The sequence below is a fragment of the Micromonospora rifamycinica genome, from assembly GCF_900090265.1.
In the GTDB taxonomy this organism is placed as follows: Bacteria; Actinomycetota; Actinomycetes; order Mycobacteriales; family Micromonosporaceae; genus Micromonospora; species Micromonospora rifamycinica.
This window is the reverse complement of sequence record NZ_LT607752.1, coordinates 6,110,495-6,130,970: the sequence shown is the minus strand read 5'-3', so window position 1 is coordinate 6,130,970 and position 20,476 is coordinate 6,110,495. Positions and strand designations below refer to the sequence as shown.

Sequence of the window (20,476 nt, the reverse complement as noted above, 5' to 3'; positions counted from 1 at the left end):
TGCCCGACACACCCGCCACACCGACCGTCGGCACCCGTGGCCGGGTCGAACCGGGACTGACACACCTCGCACCGAGGCGAAGCCAGGGCAGCCGAACGCCTACGCTTGGACACGTCACTACCTCTCTCGACAGAGCAGGGGAAAGAGACACCAAGGGGGCGGGGCTGCCGTCCGCCAAGACCAGACAGCCCCGCCCCCAACCACCAGCGGCTACGCCGCCTTCTTCGCCACACCCGCCGGAGCACGCATCCCGGTCGCCCGCAGCGAGTACGCCATCCGGTTGTTGTTCGTCACGTACGGCGTCACCGTCATGCCCTCGAACTCCACCGCCTCGAACGGCGCACCCGTCGGCGGCACCGGCTGGTAGTCGGCGGAGATCTTGACCGTCGTCTCCCGGGAGCGCTTGCCCAGCTCCGGGTCCAGGTCCATCACCCGCACCTGCCACACCCGCTGGCCGGTCAACTTGTCCTTCGCCGGGCTACGCCGCCCGGTCTTCTCGTCGTAGTCCTCGACCTCACCCAGGGAGTCGGGGACCAGGGCGCACCCCGCCGGGAAGACGTCCTCACAACGCACGGCGAACCTCGTACCGCCACGCAGAGCCATCGCTCAACCTCCAAGTTGTTGGCATGTCTGCCAAGTGGAGACTCCAAGGTAGACACCACTTGGCAGACAAGTCAACAACTTGAAGGGGGATCGTTTTCGGCGTGTTCATTGAAGTCGTGAAGGGAAATCTATAATATTTTGTCGGAAATAGGGGTATTCGAGTCACGCGCCAGCACGCGATAGCGCCGCTCGTCCGCCTCAGCATTCTCCGGTAGCGTGAAGTCGAATTACTCCCTGACTAGCGAGGAGACGCCGCCCAAGGTGGAACAGCGCGCAGAATTCTCAGCCGCCACGCGCCGACTAATTGCCCAGCGGGCGGGATTCCAATGCTCCGTACTGAACTGCGGAAGATTGACCGTGGGACCTGGGCCGGGTGCAGCAGACGTCATTGACATTGGAATGGCGGCACATATCTTTGCTGCCGCCCCAGGCGGACCTCGCGGCACAGGGGGCCTATCCGCCAACGAACGCAGTTCGGCAGAGAATGGAATATGGTGCTGCTACGATCATGGCAAGGCAATCGATACAGATGGCGGAGATTCATTTTCGGTAGCGGATTTGCGGGCATGGAAACGACTGCACGAGGCGCGCAAATCGCTGGACATGCACGGCACTGCCTTAGATAACTACGGTCTTGTGGAGTCAATTTCCATCAAGTCAGCGCCGGCAGCCCTGTCTGGTCGCGATATCGGTTTGGGCATGCGGAATTTTATCGCAGGCCACAACGGTAGCGGAAAAACCATGCTCGCAAGATTAATCAGCAGTGTCGCAAATCCTCACTATGTGGCCGAAATTTCAAATCGAAGAGATGTTGATATCGCTGTCCGGTGGTTCGATCCACAGACCCACCAAGTCGCCACAAAGGGCCGGCGCGGCGAAGTTTCCCACATTCTCGATGGTCGCCCAGTCCCATACGTCGCGCGGCCATACAAAACAATACTTCTTTCGGACTGGTACAGGACTCGCATCAGCAGCCTGACATCACTCGCTCAGTTCCTTGACGTCAACCCGACCGCAATGAGGGGAATCCTGAACTCCATCCCCAAGGCCAGTGGACTAGTCAAAGAAGTTCGAATAGAGAAGGATGCAGTCCGATATGTAATCGAGCACAATGGCCGCTCCTACCACATGGCCACCGACAAATCGGGCCACCCGCCCATGTTCAATGACTTGGTAATCATGGAAATAGTTGGCTTTTACGCTCAGCATCACGCAAGAGTTGAGCCAACATTCATGATAATTGACGGCTTCCTGGACAGGCTTCATACGGTGATTCAGTTCACTGCATTGCAGCGATTAGAGCAACTAGCCGGGCAGGCACAGCTGGCTGTAATCAGTTACTCGCCTCTCGCTTCTCAAGAATTCCAACATTGGAATCTGATCCACCTGGAAGATCGATTTCATTCTCAGAGATTTGACCCGAGATCCCCCATTGATCTCGAGGTGCAAACCCTCAGCCTTGGTAGTGGAATTATGCCTTAGCTCCATCGAACCCGCTCGGGACGATTGAGGCCAAGGTCTGCGCCCGCGCCTCGATGATCTTCATGCGTGCTTGGTATTCGGCGGGTTCGCGGTGTGCGGCTTGGCTGGTGACCTGGCCGGGCCACTTGCGGTAGAGCAGGCCGTATTCGCGGGTGAAGTAGCCGGCGGTGACGGCGTTGGCGGCCAGGAGCAGGCCAGTGTCTTCGGAGGCGGGTAGGGCCATCCAGCCGCCGAGGGCGAAGACGAGATCCCGCCGCAGGCACAGCGTGGCCGGGTGGACGGATGCCCGGTAGTCGTTGGCCTGCCAGAAGGCCAGGACCGCGCCCCGTTCGATGATCCCTCCGGCCGGGTCCTTGTCCCATCCGGCGGTCGAACCATCGGGAAGCAAGTCGAGCACCCGCGAGGTGGTCCACCCGATCTGCGGATGCGCGTCGAAGGCGGCGATATCCCGAGCCAGCGCGCCCGGGGTCAACTGGTCGTCGGCGTCCAAGACCTTGATGTGCTCCCCGGCGACCCGGGAAAGAGCGAGGGTCCGGGCAACACCAGGCCCGCCAGGTCGGCCGGTACCGAGGCTGATCCGGGGGTCGTCGGGCAGTGCGTCGGCCAGGGCTCCGGTCTGTCCGTCTTCCTGGACGAGCCATTGCCAGTCCCACCCCGGCGGCATCTCCTGTTTGGCCAGCGACGCGTACGCGCCAGCCAGGTACTCGATGCTGGGCGCGTGGACCGGGGTGATGACCGAGACGAGCTGCGTCAAGTTTTCCACCGCTGGAGTTTGTGGGAGTAGACAAGCTCGGTCCGGTCCCCCGGCATCACCACGTCAGCGACCTCGACGACCCGGCCGGTGGTGTCGACGGAGGTTTTCCGCACGGTGAGCACGGAGACACCCGGGTCGATGTCCAACAGTTCGGCCTCATCCGGTGACGGGGGCCGGGCGCGGATCTCGTCGTCGATGCGGTCCAGCTCGATGCCAAGGGTGTAGAGCTGGTGTTGCGTGCCGCCGGGCCAGGGTTCCTTGCTGGCGTCGAGCAGGTCCGGGTTCGCGGCGACTAGGTCGTAGGGCAGGTAGGAGTACGACACGGTCAGCGGCGCGTTCTCGTGCCGCGAGGATGTCCAGTAGACCCGGCGCAGCAGCGGCGTACCCGGCTCGACCTGGAGGGCCGCCGCCATCTCCTCATTGGCGTCCACGCGGGTGTATTCGGCGTGGAACTTGAGGTCATCGACGGTCAGGCCGGTGTCGTGCTCGGTCGCGCCGGTCTTCAACCGTTCGTCCTCGTCGAGCAGGACCCGGTCCTTCTCCCACTGGTACCGCTCGGTGTTGCGGCGGCGTACCCGCTGGCGGGGTGCCCGCACGTAGGTGCCGCGCCCCTGCTCCGCCCGGACCAGGCCCCATTCGCGGAGCTGCCGGATGGCGTTGCGGACGCTCGTGCGGGACAGCCCGGACGACTCGGCCAGCTCGGTTTCGCTGGGCATCAGCGTGCCGGGGGCAAGCTCCCCACTCATGATCTTCGCCCGCAACTCTTCGGCGAGTTGCAGGTAGCGAGGGCGCCAGTCCCGGCCATGCACACCGGTCACCGTACCCCCTAGACGTTCCAACGTCTGCCAGGTGGTCCCCCCAGCCGGCCGCTCCGGCACCGCCGGCACCACCACCGCCCCTGCTCGCGGGGGCTGCCCACGACGCCCACCAGGACCACGCGCAGCCGTGCCCCGCCGGCCGTTGGTGTTCACCGCGTCTCTCCCGTCCGCCCGTGTCGCCCGGCCTGTGCCTGCATGGCGTGTCGGGCGTGGGTCAGTTCCTCGATGAGCCGGTCGACGTGGGTGAGCGTCAGGAGCACGGTTTGCGTGGTGCCGTAGTGGGTCGCGTCGAGCTTGATCGCCGGGTCGCGGCGGGTGAACCGGTCGATGAGCAGTTGCAGACTCACCCAGCCGGTCCCCTCCCGCCCGATCGTGGCCAGGTACCCCCGGTGCATCGGATCGTTCGGCCCACAACCCCGGCACCACGGCGGACACACCACCGGTCGAGGCGATGCCGGCAGCCGCCGGTTCATCATCGGGAAGCCGTCACTCATCGCTGGCCCCCTGCCCGCCGGCCTGCGCCAGCAACCCGCGCAACTGCTCCACCAGCTCGGCCGCCTCCGACAGCGACAACTCCGCCCACGCGTTCCCCGCCCGACACGACGCGTGCACGCACACCAACGGAGCGCCTGGGGTCTCCGCACTGATCAGGTACGTGACGACGAGCCCACTCGCCCGCTTCTCACCGACCCGGAGCATGTGGCCGCGATGACGACGGGCCATGTGCGCCATCACCGGCGGCACCAGGTAACCGCACCGCTCCGGCGTGCACCAGTCCGGGTGACTCGTGACCGGGGCCGGTTTACTCGGTCGGGTCATCGTGTCCACCGCCCGCCGTGGCCCCGGTGCGCCTGAGCCACCGTCATCAACGGCGCATACCGCAGCACGGGAAGTTCCCGCGTGACGTCGACCGACGACCAGGGCGCAGGGCCGCCCGATCCGCCGGACGACGCCGACGGCGTGTTGCCGCTGGCGGCTGGGATCGGTGTACGTGGGCGGGGCCACCAGGACGACAACCAACCGCGTCGACGATGAGAGCCGGACATCGCACCTCCACAGGTAGACGAGGAACCGGCGGCCGACCACGAGCTTGGTTGTGGCCGGCCGCCGGCCCGGATGAAGGCACGGCGCACCGTCCGACGCCGGACGGGTCGGGTATCGCCGAGCCAACTTGTCTACGCGGCTACCGCAACCGGTCCCACAGGGACGCCGCGCATAGGTGCGGCCAGGGCCGACACCGCGACCACCCCTGACACGAGCCGTCACCCCGGCCGCACACCACGAAACGTATCTACAAGTGGACGAGTTGTCTAGACGTCGAAACACGTCGCTTGCTTGGCACTTGGTACAACAAGTGCCGGGTACGGTGAACAGGTGCCCACCCCGCACTACGGACAGCCCCGCTACCGCACCATCGCCGACGAGCTAAGGCATCGGATTACAAGCGGCGCGATCCCGCCCGGCACACTTCTGCCGACAGAGAGTGCTCTCACTGCCGAGTTCCGAGCCAGCCGGGGCACCGTCCGCCAAGCTGTTGCCGTCTTGCGGGAAGAGCGGTTGGTTACTACTGAGCATGGCCGTGGCACCTATGCCAGCCCTCCGCAGCTCGGGTCCGAACAGAACGCAAGCTCTGAGACGCAAACACGACAGCGCCTCCTCACGGCCGATCCCGACCTGGCAGCTCTATTTGGCGTCGAAGTGGGAACCGCGCTGGTGGAACAAGAGATCATCACCAGGACAGCTCGTTCAGTTCACATGGTCGTCAGGACCTACCGCCTGCCTCGGTGAAGCGGCCGTGGCTTCTCGACCGACCTGATGGGATAGTGACCGAACCATCAAGATCCCCTAGAGGACTAGATACGACCTACGCCCATACGACGGGTCGCCACCACGCCCACGGCCCTGTATCGTGCCAACCGGTCACATCATGGTCACCGTGGGGAGTGGGTGCTGGATGACCGATGCCATGGGTGTCGTGCATGCCGAGGGGCGACCGGCGGCGACTAGAACACAGCACGCCATTCGGGTCTTGGTCCTGCTCGCTGAGTGTGGGGAGCCTCCGAGAGAGAGCGACCCAACAGACGCCGTGAGGGCAATTCGCAGCGAGCTGCGACTCCAAGCCATGGACTTTTGGATGCGGAACCCGGACTACCTGGCCGACGAACTTGTAACGATGGTCGAGGCAGGCAAAGTTCATGAAGGCTACCTCGACGTTGCGTGGTCCTTGCTGAATGACCTGGAGCCAGACCTGCGCTGGTACCCGATGCCGCGCTGGTTCTTTGGCGCCTACGAACAGCTTGACGATGCGTTCTCCATCTTGGAGACATACGGGCTCGCAATGCTCAACCGGACGGGACAACCTGGGAAGAAGAGCCAGCGGAACCAGTTCTTCTTGACACAGGCAGGCGCTGACGCCGCTGTGGCGTTGGAAGAAGAGCCCGTCCTCAATTGGTACGCGAAGCAGGTAAAACTAGTAAAGCTGGTAGCTGGCGACGATGTCGGTCAACGCCTGAAAGACCGGCAGTACCAACAGGCGACCTACGCAGGCACCGAGCTGGGCCTCGACATCGCCCCGATCGCCCCACGAGTACAGCATCGTCTCGCCGTCCTGCGCGCCTCTGCGCCGACTGAATCAAGAATGCCTGTCAATGCTGGTGTAGACAGCACGGAGGGTTATGCATGAGCGCCCTGGCCGAAGAGATCGTCACGACCCTCGCTAGGCGGCGAGGCGAGAGACGGCAACTCATCACTCCAGAGCAGGTCGACGGGATTCTCGAAGACCTTGGCATCCCTTCATCGGCCACCAAGGCCATTCCGGTCCCGCTTCGCGTCACGCGCATCCACTTCAGCGGCACAAAGCTGCTCAAGCCAACAGACCCCCACGCCGGGAGTAACAGCGCGATCGAAATCAAAGAAGGTGCCTCATCCGGACCACCCCGTATCACCGAAGCCACCAAAGACGGCATGATCACCTTGTTTAACGACGAGGCGGGAAACTTCGAGAATAGCGAGGATGAGGATGACACCTCCATCCTGCTCGTCCCCGTTCCTTTTAGTTTCGAGTGGCAGCCCCAGATTGGCGTAAATGGGATCGGCTCAGGCCGAAACCTGCGTGGAAAATCAACCGTACTCAACGTTCTCATGTGGTCACTTACCGGCAGATGCGCCCGGTTTCAGCCTGATGTTAAACAATGGATCCGACATGTCGAAGTCGATTGGACCGTCGGCCCCGAACGACTGCAAGTAGCATTCGAAGCTCAAGATGGCCACGCAGTCGGACAGGTAGTCAAAATCGGAAACGTTGGCGGCCCCGATAAACCGATCATTTTAGGGAGTTTTGACGGCGACGAGTTCGAGCGAGTCATGGGCTCCCTTATGATGCCCCGTCTCCACCTCGAACAAATTCCGGTCTGGCAAGATACCCAACCTCGCGTACACGCCTGGCCGTCCTACTCAAGCGCCTTTGTCGTCCGCGCCAACCAACTAGATCCCATCGTCGGCAACGAGCAGACTCTCGGTATTCGGATGTTGCAGATGTTCGTTGGTACAGAGTGGGCCCCAGCGCAGGCTGCTGCAACGACCGCCAAACGCGGGCTGGACGCCGAACAGTCAAGCGCTGCGGCGAAGGCGCGAGCAGCCGGGGACGCAGTTCGGCAGAACCGCGAGAACGCTGAGAGAGCTGTCAAGGTAGTGGAGGAACTAATTGCAGAACTCCCCACAGAAAGCACCGATCTCAACACAGTATTGAGCCTTTCCAATAGAGCTTCAGAACTGGCACGACAAGTGCACGAACTTCAAATCAAGCTTATTGCACAGACAGAACTCGCCAACACCGCGCGTCAGCAACTACGAGCCGCCAAGGCCCGCATCCACACCAAAGATGAGACGGCGCTCGCAACAAAGTTCTTTCACCGTATGCGTCCGAGCGTCTGTCCTCGCTGCACGGCCGAAGTAACCGCCGAGAGGCAAGCAGCCGAACCAACAAAACACCAGTGTTCGGTGTGTACAAGCAGCCTCAACCTCGAAGCACTAGAAGCTAACGTTATTGTCGCCGAATCCGCACCTGCGGATATCACCTCGGCACTTATGTCGGAAGCCGTAACGCTCGACACCAGCAAGGACCTGACCGACCGGCCGATCAACGAAATTGAGGCCGCCACAGCAGCGCTCAACGCAGCAGAAGAACGACTGAGGGCGCTGCAGCAGCAGATCCAGGACCTTTCAAGCCGACGTGATAGTGCGGCGACAGAAGCCGAGGCCAACCGCAGCATGCTGACAGCAGCTCAAAGCAGGCGAGCCCTTGAGTTGGACCTCGCTCGCGCTCAAGGTGCTCTCGCGGCACTTACTCAGTCCGGTGACCCCGCCGCCATTGATTCGGTTGATCCTGTTCGCGCAGCCGTAGCTGAGGCGGCAGAAAAAGTATTGCAGAAGTGGGTAAAAGGCGAACAAGACCCGCTATTGAAGGCAATTTCGGTCGATGTAGAGCGCATGGCCGACAGATTCGGGGCGAATAACCTCAGCCGTATCAAGCTAGATGGCGCAGCGAATATGTCTTTACTTAAGAGTGCTCGGCAAACCACCTACACGGGGCTCACGGAGGGCGAAAAACTACGCCTTAAGATCGCCACTGCTATTGCCCTTATTAGACATGGTTACGCCAACAATATCGGTCGACACCCAGGCCTACTCGTCCTCGATTCCCCAGCAGCAGAAGAGATGCCCGAAGAAGATCTCGCGACAATGGTTGAGGCGCTCCAAGAAGTCGCCCGGGAGGCCGAGATGCAGATCTTCGTGGCGACCCGCAACGCCGGTCCACTTGTGGAACTCCTTCCACCCGCAAGCAGAATCGTAGCAGAGGGTGACGACTACGTGTGGTGACCAACTGAGAGCACTCAGCAGGAGTTCAAGGCCGTAACCCATTAGGCTATGCATCAACACCGCCCAGGGAGGGGACGCATGACCACTCCATCGTCCTCCCACCTGGCCGACGACCTAATGCGGCTGCTCTCCGCAGCTCCAGGTCGGCCCCCAGATGTCAATGCGCTCTGTGACCTCGGCGGCTGGGAGCGCGTTGCCGCCGAGGGCGCCGCCATGGCCGACAGCCCCGTACTCACTCCGCTCGTGGCACTCCTTGCCCGGGATATAGCGAAGCCCGAAAACCGGACACGCGCCCACGCCCCTGCTTTTAGCGCTATCGCGACAGCCGTAGCGCAAACCCAAAACCCTGCCGTCTTCGCCGATAGCCTCAATATTCTGCTCAGTTGCCCGGCAGCTCTTGGGGTATTTCAGAATCACCTGGCAGTGGATCTTGAGGAGATAGTTCGAGACTACTGCAAGCTTCGCGATCCGACCCCACAAGCAGCCCAACGGGCAGCAGACGCCCTCGAAGCGCTCACGCGGATAAACCTCGCCGACGACGATCCGCCATTCGCCTTGCTTGCTCTCTTGAAAAGGTTTGATGCACCGGCTCCAAAGCCGCTTGCAACTGCCGTTATACGGGCGGTCGGAACGGCTGTAGATCACTGGCCACACACGACGTCTCTTTCTCGGGTAATCCGACTAGTCGCTGGTCTAGATAAACCGGATGCCTTAGTTGAACCCAACCTGGATCCGGAGGATGTCGCGTCCGACGCGGCATGGGCGCTGGCTGGAATCGAACTAGTTAGCGCGCTTCGCGCAGCAGACTTAGCGGAAGTTGCTGCACATTTGGAGGGGTCGGCAGTATACCTGCGTACCGCCCGAGAAAACTATGAGCGCGAGGATGCCGACGTACTCCTCACTGTCGTTGAACTTCTACTCTCCCTAATTCAGCAGTCAGGGGTGCCACCCACCGTCACCTCCCTAGGAACGTCACACCTTCAGCCTGAAGCTCTCGAAAACCTTGCCGAACGAGTACGAAGGATCAACGTCGCCTCCGTCGGCTTGAACCACTGGTACGGTGACCCGAAACGAGCAGCGCTTTCCGCATGGAGTCGGTTTGCGGACGACCTAGGCAGACTCCGACTCGAGTTCGACCGAAACAGCTTCTATAAGGCCGCAGTGGTCGTAGATCACCTATTGCAGATTTATATGGGTTCCCGCTCAGTGGAAGTTGTACGCCACGGAAATGATGTTGATGGTCTCTTAAGCCTGGTTCAGCCGATCATTGAGACAGGGTTTGCTAGGACCGCTGGCCTGCTAAGCAACCTTGAAGACCACACGCAGGAACTTGAACAGCAGGTCGGCGCATCAACCGCAGCCGATCAACGGCTGATCCTGTCTGAACAACTCGAAGCAGCCCGGGCGGTCTTGGCTGCCGCCCGTTCACATGCACTCGGAGGAGGCGGTCAGGGAAAAGGCGACGGCGGTACGGCAGATACGCCGCTGCCGCCGCCACTTAACCAACTAGTTTCAACTGGGTCCATCGGGGCCAACGAGCTAGCCACACTTAGCCCAGCCGCTCTACACGAGATCGCCCGCGCAGTTGATAATCGAACAATCGGAAGACACAGTTTCAACTTGGTCGAGGCTGGCGTCTTCTCAAAAATTCGAAGCGCTCTCGCATCAAGTCCCGACTATCGCGACGAAGTAGCTACGACAGTCGACGAACTCCTGCGAATCGTCATTCGATTCGTGACGACGCGAACCAATAGGCAATCTGACCGATTCCCGTATCTCTTCAACCCAGCAGCCAAAGAAGACGCAATCCACCATGATCTCGATGGCTACCTCACACAAAGTGATCTTGGATCGACCGTCGAGTACGAAGTCCAGCACGTTGCAGGAGGCCGTATTGACTTGCGGCTTAAGTTCGATGGCTTCGCGATCCATATCGAGATGAAAGTGGATTCAACGAAGGTCCCGATGACCGACAAGACCGCCTACTTGAAGCAGGCGGCAGCCTATCAGGGAACCGATGTGCGGATCGGGTTCTTGGTGGCCTTAAGGCATAAGGCATTCGACCCAACAGGGCCAGCACCACACCTTAGCGAACTGATCGGGCATACAACGTTCGACATCAAGGGAGACCCGATCCCGAGGCATATCATCACAGTTCAGATGCCGGGTAGCCGCACCAAGCCCTCCCACATGAGGTAGCACTTGCGGTGGAATGGTTGGCGCTTCGTCGCTACTAGCAGACCGATTTGCAGACCGATTGCACTGCCGAATTTAGCTGTTTCTCATCAAGGCACCGCGCTCCGCGCGGTGCGGGGCGGCAAGCCCGGCCGGCGGCAAGCCGCCCCGGACGCCTACGGCACCGGGGCGGTGAGCCGCCGACAGCCGCCGGGACACCGCCCCAGGAGGCTCGTCGGTATCGGATTGCCAAGGGGACCAGGAAGCCTGAACCATCCGCCGGGTGGACATCGTCGCTCAGTGGGTCCGCGTCTCCTGGACCAAGCAGTCACGCGGAGGCCACCACGCCGCCCGCCGCAACGCCCTACCTACGGCGTTCACGCTGCCGCAGCACCATGCGCCCCTCACCCACGAGGTCACGATGCACGAGCACGACGGCTTCCAACCAGCCATCTCCCTGCACTACGGCATACCTTCCTGCGGCGGCGTCCAACTCAGCCACACCGAGGACCAGGTCCGCGTCGAGCTGATCCCGACGGCTTGGGGCATGCCCCGCCGACACCGCCGCCCGCCAGCCGTACGCCTCCCCCGGGGCCAATGGCTGCGCTGGCAGATCAACTACCGCTTCGCCCACCACTGCACCGGAGATTGGCTCTACCGCCTCGACACGCTGAACATCGCCCACGGCCCCGTACCCGTCGATGTCTTCCTGACCGAACCACACCAGAGCATCGATGAACGGGCCTATCTGCGCTGACCGCGGCCGACACACGGCGGTACGGAAGCCGGCGGGGCCAGCCTGGTCGCGTGGTCGGGGCTTCCGGCTGCCGCGCCAGTCCAACCCCGGGACTGGCTTGCCACTGACTCATCCCATCCCGGCACCCAGCTCCACGGCCAGGATGTGCCCGACCCTCCCCCACAGCCGCCGGCCCCTGCCCGGAGTCCCCGCACGCCGACCCCGCAGAGGCCACACGACGGCGCGGCGCGGCCGCCCCGAGGCGAGGGTCAACTGAGCCAGCGCTCAGGGCGTCTCCAGGGCGTCAGGGCGTCCACAGGGCGTCAAACGCCGGCCAATGTTGACCAACGACGACCATCGACGCCCGGACATAGAACCAGCTCAAAGCCTTGATCGCGGCTCTGAGCTGGTGGGCGACGGACGAGTCGACCTGTACGCCGGATTCTGTGCGCGGCGCGTACCCCTTACGAGGTCCGCACCGGCGGCGGCCATCCATCTCGGCCTGCCGTCGCCGACAGGCTCCTGCGGCCTACCCGCAGACATCGGGCGGGCAGCCCTCAAGCGTCTGCGCCGGGTCGTCAACTTGCGGTGACGCCCTTGCTTGGCCTTGCTCCGGGTGGGGTTTACCGAGCCACCCCGGTCACCCGGGGTGCTGGTGGGCTCTTACCCCACCGTTTCACCCTTACCGTCCCCGAGTGGGGTCGGCGGTCTGTTTTCTGTGGCACTGTCCCGCGGGTCGCCCCGGGTTGCCGTTAGCAACCACCCTGCCCTGTGGAGTCCGGACGTTCCTCGGCGGCGGGCAGCAGCCCGCCGACGCGACCGCCCGGTCGACTCGTCCGTCGCGCTCCCATCCTACCGACGTGGCGTCCCGCACCGATCCCGCCCACCCCGGTCCACACCGCGACGGAGCCGAAACTGGTACGCGGCTGACGCGGTGGACGTGCTCTGATCAGGGCGTACTAACCTCTTGGCCCCATGGATCTCTCTGACGCCGCGCTGCTGCTCGTCGCCGGTCTCGCTGCGGGCACGGTGAACGCGGCGGCCGGCGGTGGTTCCCTGATCACCTTCCCGGCGATGATCGCGGTGGGCATCCCGCCCGTGGCGGCGAACGTCAGCAACTCGGTGTCGGTCTTCCCCGGCTACGCGGCCAGTGTGGCGGGCAGCCGGATGGACCTGCCGCCCCGGCGGACGCTGTGGCCGTTGCTGCCGACGGCGGTGCTCGGCACGGGGGTCGGCTGCCTGCTCCTGCTGGCCACCCCGGCGCGGGCGTTCGACCTGGTGGTGCCGTTCCTGGTGCTCGGGGCCACGGCGGTGCTGGCCTTCCAGGGGCCGCTGCGCCGGCTGGTCGGCCACCCGGCCGAGTTGGGCCCGCGCCGCCGTACCCTCACGGTGCAGGCGATGGTCGCGGTCGGCACGGTGTACGGCGGCTATTTCGGCGCGGCGCTGGGGGTGATGCTGGTCGCCGGCCTGGCCCTGGTGCTGGACGCGACGCTGGCCCGGGTGTCGGCGGTGAAGAACCTGCTCTCGGCCGTGGTGGGGTTGACCACGCTGGTGGTGTTCGCCCTGTTCGGGCCGGTCAACTGGGCGGCGGTCGCGGTGGTCGCGCCGGCCACCATGCTCGGCGGGTACGTGGGAGCCCGGGTGACCCGCCGGCTGCCACCGGTGGTGCTCCGGACGCTGATCGTCTGCTTCGGTACGGCGATCGGCCTCTACCTGCTCTGGCGGGCGCTGGGCTGAGCGGCCCCGGGGCCGCTCAGTAGGCCTCCCCGACGGGCTCGTGCTCGGCCTGCCGGGCGGCCCGGTTCCAGCGGGACCAGCGCAACCGTTCCCCGTAGCCGGCGGCCATCAGGTGCGCGCAGGTCAGGTAGACCAGCAGGCCGGCGGCGAGCACTCCGGCGCCGACCCAGAACGGCAGCGCCAGCCCGTGTTCGGCGAGCTTGCCGGCGAGGATCGGGGCGGGTGCGGCGGCTCCCCAGCGGACCAGGTTGAACACGCCGGTGGCGACCCGGCGGTCGGTGGAGCCGAGGCCGAGGGCCAGATCGGTGAGGTTGGCGTTGGCCAGCCCCATGCACAGGCCGGCGACGACGAGCACCACCAGCGTCTCGGCGGTGCCGGTCGAGGTGGCGAAGAGGAGCATGCAGGCCAGCAGGCCCACCAGCGCCACTCCGACAGTCTGCACGGCGCCGATCCGGTGGGCGAGTCGGTGGCCGATGAGCAGGATGCCGGCGGCCAGGCCGAGACCCCAGCCGGTGAACGCGAGGCCGAGGGGGACGACGTCGAGGCCGAGGAAGAGCGGCGTGTAGCCGAGCACCACGAAGAAGACGAAGTTGTACGCGGCGGTGACCACGCAGAGGATCAGGAACGCCGGCCGGCGGTAGGTGGTGAGGATCTGCCCCAGCCGTACGGGCGGCTGCCGGTGGGTCGGCTCGCGGAGCTTGCGGGCGGCCACCAGCAGGGCGAGCACCATGAACATGCCGCAGACGAAGAAGGGCAGCCGCCAGCTCACCTGGCCGAGCAGGCCGCCGATCAGCGGGCCGACGGCGAAGCCGAGGCCGAGCGCGGTCTCGAAGAGGCCGACCACCCATTCCCGGTCGTTGGCGAGGTTGACCAGGACCACCATGGCGGTGGCGAAGAACATCGCGTTGCCCAGCCCCCAGACGCCGCGCAGCACCGACAGTTGCACGATGTCGTCGCTGAACGAGGCGGCGATGGCGGCCAGGCCGACCACCGAGACGCCGGTGACGAGCACCGGCTTGAAGCCGAACCGTCCGCTGGCCAGCGTCGCCGGGATCATCCCGACCGCCATCACCGCGATGTACGCGGTGAAGAGCAGTTCGACCTGCCAGGCGGTGACCCCGATCGCGGTGCCGATGGCGGGCAGGATGGGGTCCACCACGGCGATGCCGGCGATGGCGAGGAAGGCCACCAGCGTGGTGGCGTAGATGGCACTGCGGTGGGGCTCGGTATGCCGGTCCACTCCGCTCTCCCGTCCGGCCGAAGCCGCATATAGCTGTATCGTACAGTTAATTCTGTTGTATCATACAGCTATGAGTGACGACCAGGCGAAGCGAACGGAGTCGGGCGAGGCCACCCTCGGCCGGATCGAGACCGAGGTCGCCCTGCTGATGCGGCTGGGCGAGGCCACCCGCCGGGCCACCGGCAGCGCCGAGCACCGGGTCCTCGACCGTGCGGCGTACGTGATCCTGCGCCACCTCGACGCCACCGGCCCGCAGAACGTCTCGGCACTGGCCGCCCGGCTCAACCTGGACGGCTCCACGGTCACCCGCCAGGTGTCGGCGCTGCAACGCGACGGCCTGATCGCCCGCACCCCCGACCCGATGGACGGGCGGGGCACCGTGGTCTCCCCCACCGCCGCCGGCCTGCACCGGATGGCCGCCGTCCAGGCCGCCCGGACCCGGCTCTACGGCGACATCCTGGCCGACTGGACCCCCGCCGACCGGGACACCCTGGCCACCCTGCTGGGCCGCCTCAACCAGGCCCTCGACTCCCGCACCCGCCGCCCCTGACCCACCCCCACGCCCCGCCCCACCCCACCCCACGCCCCGCCCCATGCCCCGCGCCCGCCCTCCGCCGCCCCGCCCCGCCCCGCCTCGCCCCGGTGATCAAGAGCTTTACGTCAACATCCCGCCGAGAACTGACCTGAACCTCTTGATCACGTGACCGACTCGGCCGCCGAGTCCACCTTCCGCCTGGCTGAGGTCGGTGATCAAGAGGTTTGGGTCAGCATTCGGGGGGCGGGGTGACGCAAAGCTCTTGATCACCGGGGCGGGCGCGGAAACGGGGGCGGCGGAGGGCGGGGGTTGGTCAGGCGATGGGTTCGGGGGACGGGGTGGTGGTCCGGGATGGGGCGGGGGTGATGCGGGGGTCGCCCTCGTCGGCGAAGTAGTCGTCGGGGGTGGTGCCGTCGGTGCCCTCGGCCACCTTCGCCGCCCGCAGCGCCAGCGTGACCAGCGCCGCCACCACCAGGTTCACCAGCACGGCGACGATGCCCACGTAGATCGTCTTCTTGGTGTCGAAGCCGAAGTCGGACAGCGGGAACGCCGACCCGCCGAAGTGCGCGCGCTTCGATGCCGGGTTGGGGATCTGGTAGAGCATCCACATCCCCAGCCCCATGCCGGCCGCCCAACCGGCGATCAGCGCGCCCCGGTGGAACCAGCGGGTGTAGAGACCCAGCGCCACCGCCGGCAGCGTCTGCAGGATGATCACGCCGCCGATCAGCTGGAGGTCGATGGAGAACTGCGGGTCGAGGAAGACGATGCAGGCCACCGCGCCGACCTTCACCACCAGCGAGGTGACCTTCGATACGGTCGCCTCCTGGGCCGGGCTGGCGTCCCGCCTCAGGTACTCCTTGTAGATGTTGCGGGTGAACAGGTTCGCCGCCGCGATCGACATGATCGCCGCCGGCACCAGCGCGCCGATGCCGATCGCCGCGTACGCCACCCCGGCGAACCAGTCCGGGAACTGCTGGTCGAACAGCACCGGCACCACCGTGTTGCTGTCGAGGGTGCCCTCCTTCGCCCCGGGCAGCGGCTTCACCCCGGCCGCGATGGCCATGAAGCCGAGCAGCGCGATCAGCCCGAGCAGCAGGCTGTACGCCGGCAACGCCGACATGTTCCGCTTGATCACGTCCCGGCTCCGGCTGGCCAGCACACCGGTGATGCTGTGCGGGTAGAGGAAGAGCGCCAGCGCCGAACCGAACGCCAGGGTGACGTACTGGAGCTGATTGTCGGCGTTGAGCAGGATGCCGTCGTTCGGGTTGGGCGAGGCGGCGAACTTCGCGTCCGCCGCGTCGAAGATCGAACCCCAACCCCCCAGCTTGTACGGCAGGTAGATCACCGCCACCAGGATGACGACGTAGATCAGGCTGTCCTTGACGAACGCGATCAGCGCCGGGGCGCGCAACCCGGACTGGTAGGTGTAGGCGGCCAGGATCGCGAACGCGATGATGATCGGCAGGTGCCGGGCCACCGCGTTGTCCCCGGTGACCCCCATCGTCTTGAGCACCGCCTCGATGCCCACCAGCTGCAACGCGATGTACGGCATGGTCGCCACGATGCCGGTGATCGCGATCAGCAGGGCCAGCACCGGCGAGTCGAACCGGCGGCGCACGAAGTCGGCCGGGGTGACGAAGCCGTGCCGGTGCGACACCGACCAGAGCCGGCAGAGCACCAGGAACACCAGCGGATAGATGACGATCGTGTACGGCACCGCGAAGAAACCGGCCGCGCCCGCCCCGAACATCAGCGCCGGCACCGCCACGAAGGTGTACGCCGTGTAGAGGTCACCGCCGACCAGGAACCAGGTGATCCAGCCGCCGAAGCTGCGCCCGCCCAGACCCCACTCGTCGAGGTGCGCCATGTCCTTCGGCGCCCGCCACCGGGCCGCCACGAAACCCATCGCGCTGACCAGCAGGAAGAGCACCGAGAAGACGATGATCTCGGTCAGATGATCACGCCACATCAGCGTTCCCCCTCCGTTCGCGACTGCGGGGCTCGCACAACCGGCTCACTCCTCGCACTCACCGAGCCACCTGCCGTTCGCGACTGCGGGGCTCGCACAACCGGCTCACTCCTCGCGCTCACCGGTCCCCACCCCGCTTCCGGGTCATCCGGTAGACCAGCGTGGTGGTGGCCACCCCGAGCAGGATCCAGGCCAGTTGCAGCCAGTAGAAGCGCGGGAAGCCGAACAGCCGGGGCGAGTCCGCGTTGAACAGCACCGGGATCAGCGGCACCACGATCGGGACGAAGAGCAACCAGTTCCAGGGGCTGTGGTCCTTCGCCCTGGACGACGCCGCACGGGGTGTCTCCGGTTCGCCGACGGTCATCTGACCCACCTCCGGTAGTCGTGCCGACCGGTAACGGCCGGACGCTACGACCCGGTGGAGCGGTTCACCTTCCATCGGCGCGCGACGATGCGCTCAACGGCCGGCCGGCTGCGCCGAGCGGCGTACCCCAGGCCCGGCACATCGACCGGCGACGGACGGCGCATCGACCCGCGGACCGGGCCACGACGAACCGGGCCACAGCGAACCGGCCGGTCCGGGACGTCCCGGACCGGCCGGTGGGCGACCGGGGCTCAGTCGGGCGGCAGGTGGGCGGTGTCGTTGACCGAGCGGACCGCGATCCCGCCATCGGGCCACATGTCGAGCACCGAGATGCCCGCCGCGTCCAGGTAGAGCCGGTGCAGGAAGGCATCGCCGGCCGCGAGGGCGTCGCGCAACGCCAGCTTGATCGGCGAGACGTGTGAGACGACCACCACGGTCTCTCCGGGGTACGCCTCGCGCAGCGCCGCCATCGCCCGGTCGACCCGCTGCCCGACCTCGGTGAACGACTCACCGCCCGGCGGGGCGATCCGGGTGGAGGCGAGCCAGGCGTCCAACTCGCCGGGCCAGCGGTCCCGCACCTCGGCGAAGGTGTGGCCGTCCCAGTCGCCGAAGTCGCACTCGATCCAGTCGTCCTGCGGGCGTACCGGCAGACCGCCGAGTGCCCCGGCGATCGCCTCGGCGGTGGCCGTACACCGGGACAGCGGGGAGCTGAGCACGGCCGCGACGGACGGGGCCAGCGCGGCCACCCGGGCGGCGGTGGCCCGGGCCTGGGCCTGGCCGGACTCGGACAGCGGCACGTCGGCGCGGCCGGCGTAGCGGTGCTGCACGGTCCACTCGGTCGCGCCGTGCCGGACCAGGATCAGCCGGGTGGCGGTGAAGGTCGGTCGCGGCTCCCAGGACGCCTTGGTGGTCGCCGGGTCGGTGCCGGCGGTCCGGGTGGCCGCGCGGGCGGCCACCTCGCGGGCCTGCGCCCGGCCCGGCGAGTCGGCACCGGCCACCGGCCGGGACGGCTCGTCGCCGGACGACGAGGGCGTCGGCCGGGACGGCTGGCCGGCGGACGAACCGGGCGTCGGCCGGGACGGCTGGCCGGCGGACGAACCGGGCGTCGGCCGGAACGGCTTGCCGGCGGCGGCGTCCATCGCCGCGTTGGCCAGGGCGTCGGCGTGCCTGTTGCGGTCCCGGGGGATCCAGCTGAACCGGACGGTGTCGAAGCGGTCGACCAGCGCGGCGGCCCGCGCGGCGAGCGGGCGCAGCCCCGGATGCTTGATCTGCCACCGGCCGCACATCTGCTCGACCACCAGCTTGGAGTCCATCCGGGCGTCGACCTCGACCGCGCCCAGCTCGGCGGCGGCCTCCAGCCCGGCGATCAGACCCCGGTACTCGGCGACGTTGTTGGTGGCCGTGCCGATCGCCTCGGCACGTTCGAGCAGTACCTCGCCGGAGGCCGGATCCCGGACCACGGCACCGTACCCGGCCGGACCGGGGTTGCCCCGCGACCCGCCGTCGGCCTCGATGACGACCGCGCGTACCGCCACCGGGCTACAGCCCCGACTCGTTGGTACGCACCATGATCCGCCGGCAGTCCTCGCAGCGGACCACCTCGTCCGGGTCCGACCGGCGGATCCGGGCCAGGTCCGCCCCGGACAGCTCCAGCCGGCACCCACCGCAGCGGCCCGAGGTGAGCAGTGCCGCACCGAGGCCGGTGTCCTCGCGGATCTTGTCGTAGAGGCTCACCAGGTCGGCGGGGAGGTCCGCGGCGAGCGGCTTACGAGCGCCCTGCTTGAACTCCTCCTCCTTGGCGATGGCGGCCAGGCTCTCGTCGCGGCGCTGCTCGGCGGCGGCCCGCCGGTCCCGGGTCTCGGCGATCCGGGCCTCGATCCCGTCCAGGGTGGCCTGCGCCGTCTCGCGCTGCTCCATCAGCTCCAGCTCGGCGTCCTCCAGGTCACTCTGACGCCGGTTGAGGGAGACCAGCTCGTGCTGGAGTGCCTCCAGCTCGCGGGCCGGCCCGCTGCCGCTGGCCAGCCGGGTCTCGTCCTTGCTCTTCCGGGCCCGTACCTGGTCGATGTCCTTTTCCAGCCGGGCGATGTCCCGGTCCAGGTCGTCGACGGCGACCTGGGCCCGGACCCGCTCGTCCTCCAACCCGGACAGCTCGCGGGCCAACCCCTCCAACTCGGCCCGTTCGGGCAGCGACCGGCGTCGGTGGGCGAGCTGGGCGAGGGTGGTGTCGATCGCCTGAAGATCGAGCAGGCGGCGCTGGACCTGGGGTTCAGCCTTCACGGTCGGGGCTCCTTGTCGTCCATCGCGGGTGCGGCGGCGTGCACGGTCCACGGGTCGGTGTCCAGGTCGGACACCACGGTCTCGACGCCGAAGCCGGCCCGCAGGTGGGCGGCCACGTCGTCCAGCCAGGGTCGTTCGGTCGCCCAGTGCGCGGCCTCCAGCAGGGCGGGTCCACCGGCGGCGAGGTGCTCACCGGCGGAGTGGTGCCGCAGGTCGGAGCTGAGGAACGCGTCCGCTCCGGCGGCGGTCGCGGCGGCCAGGAAACCCTCGCCCGAGCCGCCGCTGACCGCGAGGGTATGCACGATACGCCCGGGATCACCCCCGGCGCGAACCCCCCAGACCGTGGCCGGCAGGACGGCGGCGGCGTGCCGGGTCAGCTCGGCCAGGCTCATCGGGGCGGGCAGCTCGCCGATCCGGCCGATGCCCCGGCCACCACCGGCCGACGGGGAACCGGGGGCGGAGGGCGCGAGGGGGCGCAGGTCGGTCAGCCCGAACCGGGCGGCCAGCGCGTCGGAGACGCCGGGTGCGGCGACGTCGGCGTTGGTGTGCGCCACGTACAGGGCGACACCGGCGCGGATCAGGTCGTGCACGATCCGCCCCTTCCAGGTGGTCGGGGCGACCGAGGAGACACCACGCAGCAGCAGCGGATGGTGGGCGACGATCAGGTCGGCCCCGGCGGCGAGGGCCTCGGCGACCGTCTCGGGTACGACGTCCACCGTGCCGAGGATCCGGCGGACCGGGTCGGTGGGCTCGCCGAGCACCAGACCGACCCGGTCCCACTCCTCGGCCCAGGCGGGCGGGTAACGCCGGTCCAGCTCGGTGACGACGTCGGCGACGGACGGCGGGGACGCGGTTGTGCTCACGGCCGGTCAGCTTACCGGCGCGCAGCGGCGACCACGCCCGCCGCC

The 20,476-nt window shown here is 66.5% G+C and carries 19 protein-coding genes and 1 other RNA gene; 8 read left to right on the top strand and 12 right to left on the bottom strand.

The window, feature by feature from the left end:
• Window positions 1–210 precede the first annotated feature (210 nt).
• Window positions 211–603, bottom strand: coding sequence for a transcriptional regulator (locus tag GA0070623_RS25985; protein ID WP_067305982.1), 393 nt, complete (start codon window positions 601–603; stop codon window positions 211–213).
• 216 nt (window positions 604–819) lie between these two features.
• Between GA0070623_RS25985 and GA0070623_RS30155 the strand changes: the two genes are divergently transcribed.
• The gene (locus tag GA0070623_RS30155; RefSeq protein WP_157517502.1) at window positions 820–2,085 is read left to right on the top strand and encodes a hypothetical protein; all 1,266 of its coding nucleotides are present in this window, start codon (window positions 820–822) and stop codon (window positions 2,083–2,085) included.
• Here GA0070623_RS30155 and GA0070623_RS25980 read toward each other — a convergent pair.
• The 4 genes from GA0070623_RS25980 to GA0070623_RS31185 all read right to left on the bottom strand — a co-directional run bounded on the left by GA0070623_RS25980 (window position 2,075) and on the right by GA0070623_RS31185 (window position 4,476).
• Entirely contained in the window at window positions 2,075–2,848 is a 774-nt protein-coding gene (locus GA0070623_RS25980; RefSeq protein WP_231932553.1) for a glycosyltransferase family 2 protein, read from the bottom strand. The two genes, GA0070623_RS30155 and GA0070623_RS25980, sit on opposite strands and share 11 nt — an antisense overlap.
• On the bottom strand, window positions 2,836–3,657 hold the full coding sequence (locus GA0070623_RS25975; protein ID WP_067305978.1) for a GntR family transcriptional regulator: 822 nt from the start codon (window positions 3,655–3,657) through the stop codon (window positions 2,836–2,838). Before GA0070623_RS25975 ends, GA0070623_RS25980 begins: the two co-directional genes overlap by 13 nt.
• 149 nt (window positions 3,658–3,806) lie before the next feature.
• Window positions 3,807–4,004: a precorrin-4 C11-methyltransferase gene (locus tag GA0070623_RS25970; protein ID WP_231932552.1), complete on the bottom strand. Its 198-nt coding sequence runs from the start codon at window positions 4,002–4,004 to the stop codon at window positions 3,807–3,809.
• Between the two features lie 139 nt (window positions 4,005–4,143).
• Window positions 4,144–4,476: a hypothetical protein gene (locus GA0070623_RS31185; protein ID WP_231932551.1), complete on the bottom strand. Its 333-nt coding sequence runs from the start codon at window positions 4,474–4,476 to the stop codon at window positions 4,144–4,146.
• 555 nt (window positions 4,477–5,031) lie between these two features.
• On the opposite strand from GA0070623_RS31185, the gene GA0070623_RS25960 reads away from it, so the two are divergent.
• The 5 genes from GA0070623_RS25960 (at window position 5,032) to GA0070623_RS25940 (ending at window position 11,467) form a co-directional block, all read left to right on the top strand.
• Complete coding sequence (locus tag GA0070623_RS25960) at window positions 5,032–5,445, top strand: GntR family transcriptional regulator (RefSeq protein WP_157746994.1); 414 nt, start codon at window positions 5,032–5,034, stop codon at window positions 5,443–5,445.
• 346 nt (window positions 5,446–5,791) lie between these two features.
• Entirely contained in the window at window positions 5,792–6,340 is a 549-nt protein-coding gene (locus GA0070623_RS25955) for a hypothetical protein (RefSeq protein WP_157517501.1), read from the top strand.
• Window positions 6,337–8,535 (top strand): ATP-binding protein, encoded by a 2,199-nt coding sequence (locus GA0070623_RS30150; protein ID WP_157517500.1) that lies wholly within the window; start codon window positions 6,337–6,339, stop codon window positions 8,533–8,535. The genes GA0070623_RS25955 and GA0070623_RS30150 overlap by 4 nt, the downstream gene beginning before the upstream one ends.
• Window positions 8,536–8,613: 78 nt before the next feature.
• Window positions 8,614–10,734 carry a hypothetical protein gene (locus GA0070623_RS25945; RefSeq protein ID WP_089004186.1) on the top strand — a complete coding sequence of 707 codons (2,121 nt, stop codon included), beginning with the start codon at window positions 8,614–8,616 and terminating at the stop codon, window positions 10,732–10,734.
• A gap of 259 nt (window positions 10,735–10,993) precedes the next feature.
• Window positions 10,994–11,467: a hypothetical protein gene (locus tag GA0070623_RS25940; protein WP_067305956.1), complete on the top strand. Its 474-nt coding sequence runs from the start codon at window positions 10,994–10,996 to the stop codon at window positions 11,465–11,467.
• A 396-nt stretch (window positions 11,468–11,863) separates the two neighbouring features.
• Here the strand turns inward: GA0070623_RS25940 and rnpB are convergent.
• Window positions 11,864–12,281: RNase P RNA component class A (gene rnpB, locus GA0070623_RS25935), an RNA gene on the bottom strand.
• Window positions 12,282–12,421: 140 nt separating this feature from the next.
• Between rnpB and GA0070623_RS25930 the strand changes: the two genes are divergently transcribed.
• Window positions 12,422–13,183 carry a sulfite exporter TauE/SafE family protein gene (locus GA0070623_RS25930; protein ID WP_067305953.1) on the top strand — a complete coding sequence of 254 codons (762 nt, stop codon included), beginning with the start codon at window positions 12,422–12,424 and terminating at the stop codon, window positions 13,181–13,183.
• Window positions 13,184–13,199: 16 nt separating this feature from the next.
• Here the strand turns inward: GA0070623_RS25930 and GA0070623_RS25925 are convergent, their stop codons facing one another.
• On the bottom strand, window positions 13,200–14,423 hold the full coding sequence (locus GA0070623_RS25925; protein WP_067305950.1) for an MFS transporter: 1,224 nt from the start codon (window positions 14,421–14,423) through the stop codon (window positions 13,200–13,202).
• A 70-nt stretch (window positions 14,424–14,493) separates the two neighbouring features.
• Here GA0070623_RS25925 and GA0070623_RS25920 point away from each other — a divergent pair, with 70 nt between their 5' ends.
• The gene (locus tag GA0070623_RS25920) at window positions 14,494–14,973 is read left to right on the top strand and encodes a MarR family winged helix-turn-helix transcriptional regulator (protein WP_067305947.1); all 480 of its coding nucleotides are present in this window, start codon (window positions 14,494–14,496) and stop codon (window positions 14,971–14,973) included.
• A 298-nt stretch (window positions 14,974–15,271) separates the two neighbouring features.
• Here GA0070623_RS25920 and mctP read toward each other — a convergent pair whose 3' ends face one another.
• The 5 genes from mctP to GA0070623_RS25895 form a co-directional block, all read right to left on the bottom strand.
• Complete coding sequence (mctP, locus tag GA0070623_RS25915; RefSeq protein ID WP_067314875.1) at window positions 15,272–16,927, bottom strand: monocarboxylate uptake permease MctP; 1,656 nt, start codon at window positions 16,925–16,927, stop codon at window positions 15,272–15,274.
• 118 nt (window positions 16,928–17,045) lie between these two features.
• The gene (locus GA0070623_RS25910) at window positions 17,046–17,291 is read right to left on the bottom strand and encodes a DUF3311 domain-containing protein (RefSeq protein ID WP_067314872.1); all 246 of its coding nucleotides are present in this window, start codon (window positions 17,289–17,291) and stop codon (window positions 17,046–17,048) included.
• Window positions 17,292–17,542: 251 nt separating this feature from the next.
• Entirely contained in the window at window positions 17,543–18,826 is a 1,284-nt protein-coding gene (locus GA0070623_RS25905; RefSeq protein WP_067314870.1) for a bifunctional RNase H/acid phosphatase, read from the bottom strand.
• A gap of 4 nt (window positions 18,827–18,830) precedes the next feature.
• Window positions 18,831–19,568 carry a zinc ribbon domain-containing protein gene (locus GA0070623_RS25900; RefSeq protein ID WP_067314868.1) on the bottom strand — a complete coding sequence of 246 codons (738 nt, stop codon included), beginning with the start codon at window positions 19,566–19,568 and terminating at the stop codon, window positions 18,831–18,833.
• The gene (locus GA0070623_RS25895) at window positions 19,565–20,431 is read right to left on the bottom strand and encodes a Nif3-like dinuclear metal center hexameric protein (RefSeq protein ID WP_067314865.1); all 867 of its coding nucleotides are present in this window, start codon (window positions 20,429–20,431) and stop codon (window positions 19,565–19,567) included. Before GA0070623_RS25895 ends, GA0070623_RS25900 begins: the two co-directional genes overlap by 4 nt.
• Window positions 20,432–20,476: the final 45 nt, after the last annotated feature.